8 protein-coding genes are annotated in these 7,843 nt (G+C 57.8%); 4 read left to right on the top strand and 4 right to left on the bottom strand.

Going from position 1 to position 7,843, the window contains the following annotated elements:
• Together B3M52_RS00040 and B3M52_RS00035 are read left to right on the top strand one after the other, a co-directional pair.
• The coding region (locus tag B3M52_RS00040) for a hypothetical protein (protein WP_286748459.1) at positions 1–217 on the top strand (217 nt) is incomplete at its 5' end.
• 40 nt (positions 218–257) lie between these two features.
• On the top strand, positions 258–980 hold the full coding sequence (locus tag B3M52_RS00035) for a DUF2182 domain-containing protein (protein ID WP_178380795.1): 723 nt from the start codon (positions 258–260) through the stop codon (positions 978–980).
• Here the strand turns inward: B3M52_RS00035 and B3M52_RS00030 are convergent.
• From B3M52_RS00030 to B3M52_RS00020, 3 genes are all read right to left on the bottom strand, one after another.
• Complete coding sequence (locus B3M52_RS00030) at positions 974–2,083, bottom strand: hypothetical protein (RefSeq protein WP_075196053.1); 1,110 nt, start codon at positions 2,081–2,083, stop codon at positions 974–976. The genes B3M52_RS00035 and B3M52_RS00030 overlap by 7 nt on opposite strands.
• Before the next feature lie 15 nt (positions 2,084–2,098).
• A complete protein-coding gene (locus B3M52_RS00025; RefSeq protein ID WP_087148974.1) occupies positions 2,099–2,437 on the bottom strand; it encodes a DMT family transporter in 339 nt (112 codons plus the stop codon).
• A 101-nt stretch (positions 2,438–2,538) separates the two neighbouring features.
• Entirely contained in the window at positions 2,539–3,309 is a 771-nt protein-coding gene (locus tag B3M52_RS00020) for a ferredoxin--NADP reductase (protein WP_007154058.1), read from the bottom strand.
• Positions 3,310–3,428: 119 nt separating this feature from the next.
• Between B3M52_RS00020 and B3M52_RS00015 the strand changes: the two genes are divergently transcribed.
• Positions 3,429–4,364 carry a LysR family transcriptional regulator gene (locus B3M52_RS00015; protein ID WP_036205030.1) on the top strand — a complete coding sequence of 312 codons (936 nt, stop codon included), beginning with the start codon at positions 3,429–3,431 and terminating at the stop codon, positions 4,362–4,364.
• A 14-nt stretch (positions 4,365–4,378) separates the two neighbouring features.
• On the opposite strand, the gene B3M52_RS00010 is transcribed toward B3M52_RS00015, so the two are convergent.
• Positions 4,379–4,981 (bottom strand): tRNA-(ms[2]io[6]A)-hydroxylase, encoded by a 603-nt coding sequence (locus B3M52_RS00010; RefSeq protein ID WP_036205028.1) that lies wholly within the window; start codon positions 4,979–4,981, stop codon positions 4,379–4,381.
• Between the two features lie 194 nt (positions 4,982–5,175).
• On the opposite strand from B3M52_RS00010, the gene acnB reads away from it, so the two are divergent.
• A complete protein-coding gene (gene acnB, locus B3M52_RS00005) occupies positions 5,176–7,770 on the top strand; it encodes a bifunctional aconitate hydratase 2/2-methylisocitrate dehydratase (protein WP_036205853.1) in 2,595 nt (864 codons plus the stop codon).
• Positions 7,771–7,843: the final 73 nt, after the last annotated feature.

The raw sequence follows: 7,843 nt of genomic DNA, 5'->3' as shown, positions 1-7,843 counted from the left end.
CCTGACCATCGGCTCATCCTACGAAGCCGATGTCAAAGCGATCGAAGGCCAGAATGGACACAAGGTCACGATCGACAACCACCCACTGGCCGTCGCTCCGGGCCACTCACTGGTCGTTGCGAAGTCACGGAGTTTGCGCCATCGGAATCACGGCATCGATCTGGATATGAGCGCACGGACAGCGCTCTACTCCCCATTCGAATACGCCGGCCCCTGACAACGGAGAGACACCTGAGGTGATTTCGATGGAACTGACAATGGCTAAGATTCATTCGTGGGAGCGTGCAGCCATTGGCGCCTCCCTGGGAATCCTGACCGCATTGTCATGGGCCTATATGGCCATGCCAATGACTATGGCGGCCAGTTCAGGTCTGTCATTCCTCGGTCTTGGCACCGTCATGTGGATGGTGATGATGGCCGCCATGATGCTTCCGGGTGCGGCCCCGATGATCATGACCTATATCCGGGTTCACCAGCGCCGGCGCCAGCTCGAGAAGGCCGCGGTACCAACCTGGCTTTTCATGGCCGGGTACCTTGCCGTCTGGGCCGCCTTCGGCGCGGTCGCAGCCGTGGCTCAATGGGCATTGCACGCCAACACCCTGATGACCTCGGCAATGGGGCATCTGGAACCACTTCTCGGGGGCTGCCTGCTGGTTGTCGCTGGGGCTTTCCAGTTCAGCTCTCTAAAACAAGCTTGCTTGAGCAGATGCCAGTCACCCATAACCTTCCTGATGGCGGAATGGCGCGACGGCGCAATCGGTGCCTTTACAATGGGAGCCCGCCATGGCGCCTTCTGCACCGGCTGCTGCTGGGCGCTGATGCTGCTAATGTTCGTCGGCGGAGTGATGAACCTGGCCTGGATGGCAGTGCTTGCGCTCTATTTCCTGGCGGAGAAACTGGTGCCCTGGCCGCAAACGTTTAGCCGGATTACCGGCGCCGTTTTGATGGTCGGGGGGCTTTTGGTGGGAACCCTCTACTGAAGGCCGGAAAAATAACCGGGCCTGCGGCCAGCAAGCCGGTAGAGCAGCGCAAGCAGCCCCTTCAACAGCGCGATGGCCGGCCAAAGTAACCAGCTTGCCAGATAGAACAGCGGCACTAGGATCAGCAACCAGCCCGCGAGCTGGACCATCATCGGGGAGACACCCAGTACATCGGCCACCCCGGCAAAAAAGTCGTTGATGATGCTGGGGTGGGCGACCACCAGGTAGCCAGCGCCAATGATCAGGGGCCACTTCGCATAGCGGGCGCTGCGGAGAATCAGCCGCCCGCTGCCGGCAATACGAGCAGCCAATGCCGCCGAGCGTGTTGAAAGCCTGGCGCCCTGGGTCGCCTTTGCCGCCGTGCGACCGGCCCGAAGTACCTTTACGGCACTGGCAAACACCAACACATCCACCGATGCCCAGCCTATGTCACTGGCGGAGATGTCTTCTCCAGTTCGATAATCCGCCTCCAACTGTCGCACGCCGCTGGTGAAGAACTGGGCAACCCCTTCCGTAATCCTCTCGGTCTGTACCCATTGGGTCTGACCATTCCCGTCCACCACGAATTGCCCGAGAAAATCGTGGCCCTCGTTGCGGATGAAGTTCACTGCGTACCAGCCTCGCTGTTCGGGCGTCAAAGGCTCCGTTTCTTCCGGCGTCCGTTCGCTCTGGTCCTTGCCGCGGAGCTCAGCAATATAGTCCCGGGCGCGTTCATACTGACGGGCAGCCTTGTTCATCCATTCAATGGAGCTGATGGGCTGGCGAAGGAAGTAGTGAATCGGCGGCAGGGCGTTTTCTCCATAGGTGCGCAACACCTCCTGGAATTCCGGCTCGGACGCATAAAGCGGAAAAACGGCGCGGGCCATGTCAGGGTGTGTCATCAAAGCTGCCTGGGCCTTGAGGAGCAGAAGAGGGTCGTCCCCCAGGTCCAGCATGGCGGCCTGGACGTCAACAGGCTCGTCCCCGATACCGTCAAAACCGGGCAATGCCTCCCGGGCCTGAATCGAAATCAGTTTCTGCTCAATGGGTACCGGATCGGAGGCGAGACTGGCGATTGCGGCAACCAGCAGCGCGATACCCAGAATCACCATGGCCTTCTTCAAACATCCACCTCTGCCTCAATGCGTTGACCCTATACTGCCTGAGAATACGTTGATTACCATAACGCCGGCAACGATGAGGCCGATGCCGAGGATGGCGGGAAGGTCCAGCGTCTGCCCAAAGAACAGGTAGCCCGCCAGCGCAATCAAGGCCACGCCGGCACCGGCCCACACCGCATATGCCACTCCCACTGGCAAGGTTTTCAGGGTCAACGCCAGGAAGTAGAACGCCAGGATGTAGGACACCACCACAACCAGCGACGGCCACAGACGGGTGAAACCCTCAGAACTTTTTAGAAAGGAGGTTCCGATGACCTCCGCAACAATAGCCACCGACAAATATAACCACTGAATCATTCCACAATTAACCTTTCAGACTGGCGCAAAATGCAAAAACCCCGAAGCTCTCACTTCGGGGTTTTGCGGACATTGGGATCAACCCTGGCGACGCGGAGGATTTACTGCTCCACGAAGGCCCTCTCGATCACATAGTGGCCGAGGTTACCATGGCGTGCTTCCTTGAACCCCATGTTATTGAGGATGGAGCAGGTGTCTTTCAGCATGCTGGGACTGCCGCACACCATGAACCGGTCATTTTCCAGGTCAAATTCCGGAAGGTCCAGGTCCTTCGTCAGCTTGCCGTTTTCCATAGCGTCGGTCAGACGCCCAGTGTTACGGAAATCCTCACGGGTGACCGTAGGATAATAAAGCAGCTTGCCATCCACCATTTCACCGAAGAACTCGTTATTCGGCAGCTCCTCGATCTCGGACTGGTACGCCAGCTCGGACTTGTAGCGAACGCCATGGGTCACGATGACTTTATCAAAAGCCTCATAGACTTCCGGGTCCTTGATGATGCTGATAAAAGGTGCCAGACCGGTGCCCGTGCTGATCAGCCAGAGATTCTTGCCCGGCAGCAGGTTGTCCATTATCAGGGTACCGGTGGGCTTGCGGCTGACCATGATCTCGTCACCAACCTCAATTTTCTGCAGACGTGACGTCAGCGGGCCGTCCTGAACCTTGATTGAGAAGAACTCCAACTCCTCTTCATAGTTGGCACTGGCGATGCTGTAGGCACGCATCAGCGGCTTACCATCGGTTTCCAGGCCAATCATTGTGAAGTGGCCATTCTTGAACCGGAACCCCGGATCACGGGTGGTGGTGAAGCTGAAGAGTGTGTCGTTCCAGTGACGAACACTTGTTACACGCTCTTTATTCAGGTTGCTCATGGTATCGCCCGTTCGTTAGCCGTTAGCAAATAGGTAAAAATCATTGTGTAAATAGTAACCCAAGGGTAACCTATCGACAAAATGGGATATTTTCATAACCTTATTCGGAATTATCGATTATGAAGTTTAGCTTCCGCCAACTCGAGGTCTTCCTGGCTGCGGCGCACTTCCAGAACATCACCCGTGCGGCGGATTCCCTGGCCATGTCTCAGTCCGCAGCCAGTAGCGCCCTGAAAGAACTGGAGAGCCAGTTCGACATCCAGCTCTTCGACCGGGTTGGAAAACGACTGCAGCTCAATGAGCTCGGCCGTCTCTATCGGCCAAAGGTCGAGGCTTTGCTGGCCCAGGCCGGGGAACTGGAACAGGCGTTCAGCAAGCATACTGAAGTCGGCGCCCTGAAAGTCGGCGCTACCCTCACTATTGGTAACTATCTGGCTGTTGGCGTCATGGCCCAATACATGAATACCCCTACCCACCCGAAAGTGGCGCTTGAAGTGGCCAACACCCGCACCATAGCCCAGCGCGTCAAGGATTTTGAACTCGACATCGGGCTGATTGAAGGTGAACTGCAATCCTCTGAGCTGGAGGTTATACCCTGGCGAGGCGACGAGCTGGTGGTCTTTTGTTCCCCGGACCATCCCTTTGCCCGGAAGGGTAGGCTTTCGGATGCGGACCTTCGCTCGGCAACCTGGGTGATGCGTGAGCAGGGGTCCGGCACCCGGCAGACCTTTGAACGTGGCATGCACGGCCTGCTCCCAGACCTGGACATACTGCTGGAACTCGAGCATACCGAGGCGATTAAACGCGCGGTGGAAGCCAACCTTGGGATCGGCTGCCTGTCATGGGTGTGCCTTGCCGATGCGTTCAGGAGGGGCAGCCTCGTACCGTTGAAGGTCCCGGAGGAACGACAGTTCGACCGAACCTTCTATTTCATACTGCACAAACAGAAATATCGGAGCGCCGGCATCGACCGCTGGATTGACCTGTGCGAACAACTTCAGGATCCACCGCTTCCTGAGGAGCGCGGCCTGTTGTACGACAGGAAATCTTCTTGATCCCGCTTTAAAAGTCAGACTGGCCCGCTATGGAACCGGAACTCGGTGTCCGGTGTCTCAATCAGTTGTTGCTCCAGCGCGAGGAAGGTCGCAACCCGATCCTCCACCGAGTTTCCCGCGGCCTGCTCGGCTAATGTCAGGTAGTCACGGTAGTGTCGGGCTTCGGACTTCAGCAGCCCGGTGTAGAAATCTGACAGTGTCGCATCCAGATGCGGTGCCAGCGCCGCGAACCGCTCGCAGGAACGGGCCTCGATAATGGCACCCACGATCAGCACATCCACCAGCCGACCGGGATCTTCTGTGCGTACTTCCTGCCGCAACCCGGCTGCATATCGAGCCGGGCTCAGGTGACCATAACTCACCCCCCGCTTTTTCATGATAGCCAGCACCTGCTCGAAATGACGCAACTCTTCCCGCGCAAGACGCGACATCCTGTTGAGCAGGTCGGTGTTATCCACATAGCGATACATCAAACTCAACGCCGTGGACGCTGCTTTTTTCTCACAATGGGCATGATCAATCAGCATCAGGTCCTGATTGGCCAGGGCGTTTTCAATCCATCGCTGTGGCGTTTTGCAGGGCAGGAAATCGTGAATCTGGTCGAGGGAATCGGTCATTGTTTACAGCAGGTCGGCTTCTCGGGCACGGCAGTATACCGCAACAAACCACAATATCCGACCACAGTCCAACTTAACTTTATAAGGGGTTTCCTATAGAATGCAGCGCCAACTTAGCGCCTTTTCGCCATAAAACTCCCGCCAGGCAACGACGCCCAAGGCGCGGGACATTCCAACTGATGAGGGTCCATATCGTGTTAGAAGCCTATCGTGAACACGTTGCAGAACGCGAGGCTCTGGGCATTCCCCCGAAGCCTCTAAACGCTGAGCAGACCGCCGCACTGGTCGATCTCCTTAAAAACCCGCCAGCCGGCGAGGAAGAGACGCTGGTCTATCTGCTTGAAAACCGCGTTCCGCCGGGTGTGGACGAAGCCGCTTATGTAAAAGCTGCTTTCCTGACCGCCATTGTTAAGGGTGAAGCAACGTCTCCCCTGCTGGACAAGCCAAAGGCCGTTGATCTGCTGGGCATGATGCAGGGCGGTTATAACATCGCGACCCTGGTCGACCTGCTGGACGATTCTGAACTGGCCGAACAGGCCGGCGAAAAGCTCAAGCGCACCCTGCTGATGTTCGATGCCTTCAACGATGTGAAGGAAAAGATGGACGCCGGCAACGCGGTCGCCAAGGCTGTGGTTGAATCCTGGGCTAACGCCGAGTGGTTCACCAACAAGAAGAAGGTTCCTGAAAGCACCAAAATGGTGGTTTTCAAGGTTACCGGCGAAACCAACACCGACGACCTGTCACCGGCTCCCGATGCCTGGTCCCGTCCGGACATCCCGCTGCACGCCCGCGCTGCCTATAAAATGGAGCGTGATGGCCTGAAGCCGGAAGAGCCCGGTGTTACTGGCCCAATGAGTCAGATCGACGACATCAAAGCCAAGGGCCTGCCCGTTGCCTTCGTAGGCGACGTTGTTGGTACCGGCTCCTCACGTAAGTCTGCCACCAACTCAGTACTGTGGTTCTTCGGTGACGACGTTCCGGGTGTTCCGAACAAGCGCGCCGGTGGCGTGTGCATTGGTAACAAAGTAGCCCCGATCTTCTTCAACACCATGGAAGATGCTGGCGCCCTGGTTTTCGAAGCACCGGTTGACGACCTGAACATGGGCGACGTTATCGACATCCGTCCCTACGAAGGCAAGATCCTGAACGAGGCGGGTGAAACCATCTCGGAGTTCGGCTTCAAGTCAGAGGTTATCCTGGACGAAGTTCAGGCCGGCGGCCGTATTCCGCTGATCATCGGCCGTGGCCTGACCGCCAAGGCGCGCGCAGCACTGGGCATGGGCGCCACAGACATCTTCCGTCTGCCGAATGATCCGGAAGAAGGCACCAAAGGCTTTACCCTGGGTCAGAAGATGGTCGGCAAGGCCTGCGGTCTGGAAGAAGACAAAGGCGTTCGCCCCGGCACTTACTGCGAACCGCACATGACTACGGTCGGCTCCCAGGACACCACTGGTCCGATGACCCGTGATGAACTGAAAGACCTGGCCTGTCTGGGCTTCCAGGCCGACCTGGTGATGCAGTCATTCTGTCACACCGCCGCCTATCCGAAGCCGGTTGACGTGGAAATGCAGCACACCATGCCGGACTTCATCCGCACCCGCGGCGGTGTTTCCCTGCGCCCGGGCGATGGCATCATCCACTCCTGGTTGAACCGCATGCTGTTGCCGGACACTGTCGGTACCGGCGGCGACTCTCACACCCGCTTCCCAATGGGCATCTCCTTCCCGGCCGGTTCCGGTCTGGTGGCGTTTGCTGCAGCGACGGGCGTTATGCCCCTGGATATGCCGGAATCCGTCCTGGTTCGCTTCAAGGGCGAAATGCAGCCAGGCATCACGCTGCGCGATCTGGTACATGCGATCCCACTGTACGGCATCAAGCAAGGCATGTTGACCGTTGAGAAGAAAGGCAAGATCAACGAGTTCTCCGGTCGCATCCTGGAAATCGAAGGCCTTGAGCATCTGACCGTTGAGCAGGCGTTCGAGCTGTCTGACGCTTCCGCTGAGCGTTCCGCAGCCGGTTGTACGATCAACCTGTCTGAAGAGTCCGTGGCTGAGTACCTGCGTTCGAACATCACCATGCTGCGCTGGATGATCGCCGAAGGTTATGGCGACCCGCGCACCCTGGAGCGTCGCGCCCAGCAGATGGAAGAGTGGATTGCCGATCCCAAGCTGATGCGTGCCGACAAAGACGCCGAGTACTCCCACGTTGTGGAAATCGATCTGGCTGACATCAAAGAGCCGATCGTGTGCTGCCCGAACGACCCGGACGACGCCAAGTTCCTGTCCGAAGTCGCCGGCGACAAGGTCGACGAAGTGTTCATCGGTTCCTGCATGACCAACATCGGCCACTTCCGCGCTGCTGGCAAGCTGCTGGAGATGAACAAGGAGCCGCTGAAGACCCGCCTGTGGATGTCTCCGCCTACCAAGATGGACCAGGCGCAGCTGATGGAAGAAGGCTACTTCAACACCTACGGCACCGCCGGTGTTCGCACCGAAATGCCGGGCTGCTCCCTGTGCATGGGTAACCAGGCCCGCGTGGCAGCCAAGAGCACGGTGCTGTCCACCTCCACCCGTAACTTCCCGAACCGTCTGGGCGATGGTGCCAATGTGTACCTGACCTCTGCGGAACTGGCAGCGGTTGGTGCGGTACTGGGCAAACTCCCGTCTCCGGCGGAGTACATGGAGTACGCCAAGGACCTGAACAGCATGTCGAAAGAGATCTACAAGTATCTCAACTTCGACCAGATGGAGAACTACACCAAGAAGGCGTCTGAAGCGAACGTTGCTTAAGACCTGACCTTCTGGTTTAGCTCCATGGAAACGCCAGCCTTCGGGCTGGCGTTTCAGATTGCTGACGAACCCC

Origin of the sequence: Marinobacter sp. UBA2688 (assembly GCF_002352785.1) — a bacterium.
Lineage (GTDB): Bacteria > Pseudomonadota > Gammaproteobacteria > Pseudomonadales > Oleiphilaceae > Marinobacter > Marinobacter salarius.
Note: the sequence above shows the minus strand (reverse complement) of the source record. Positions and strands in the feature narration are given on the sequence as shown.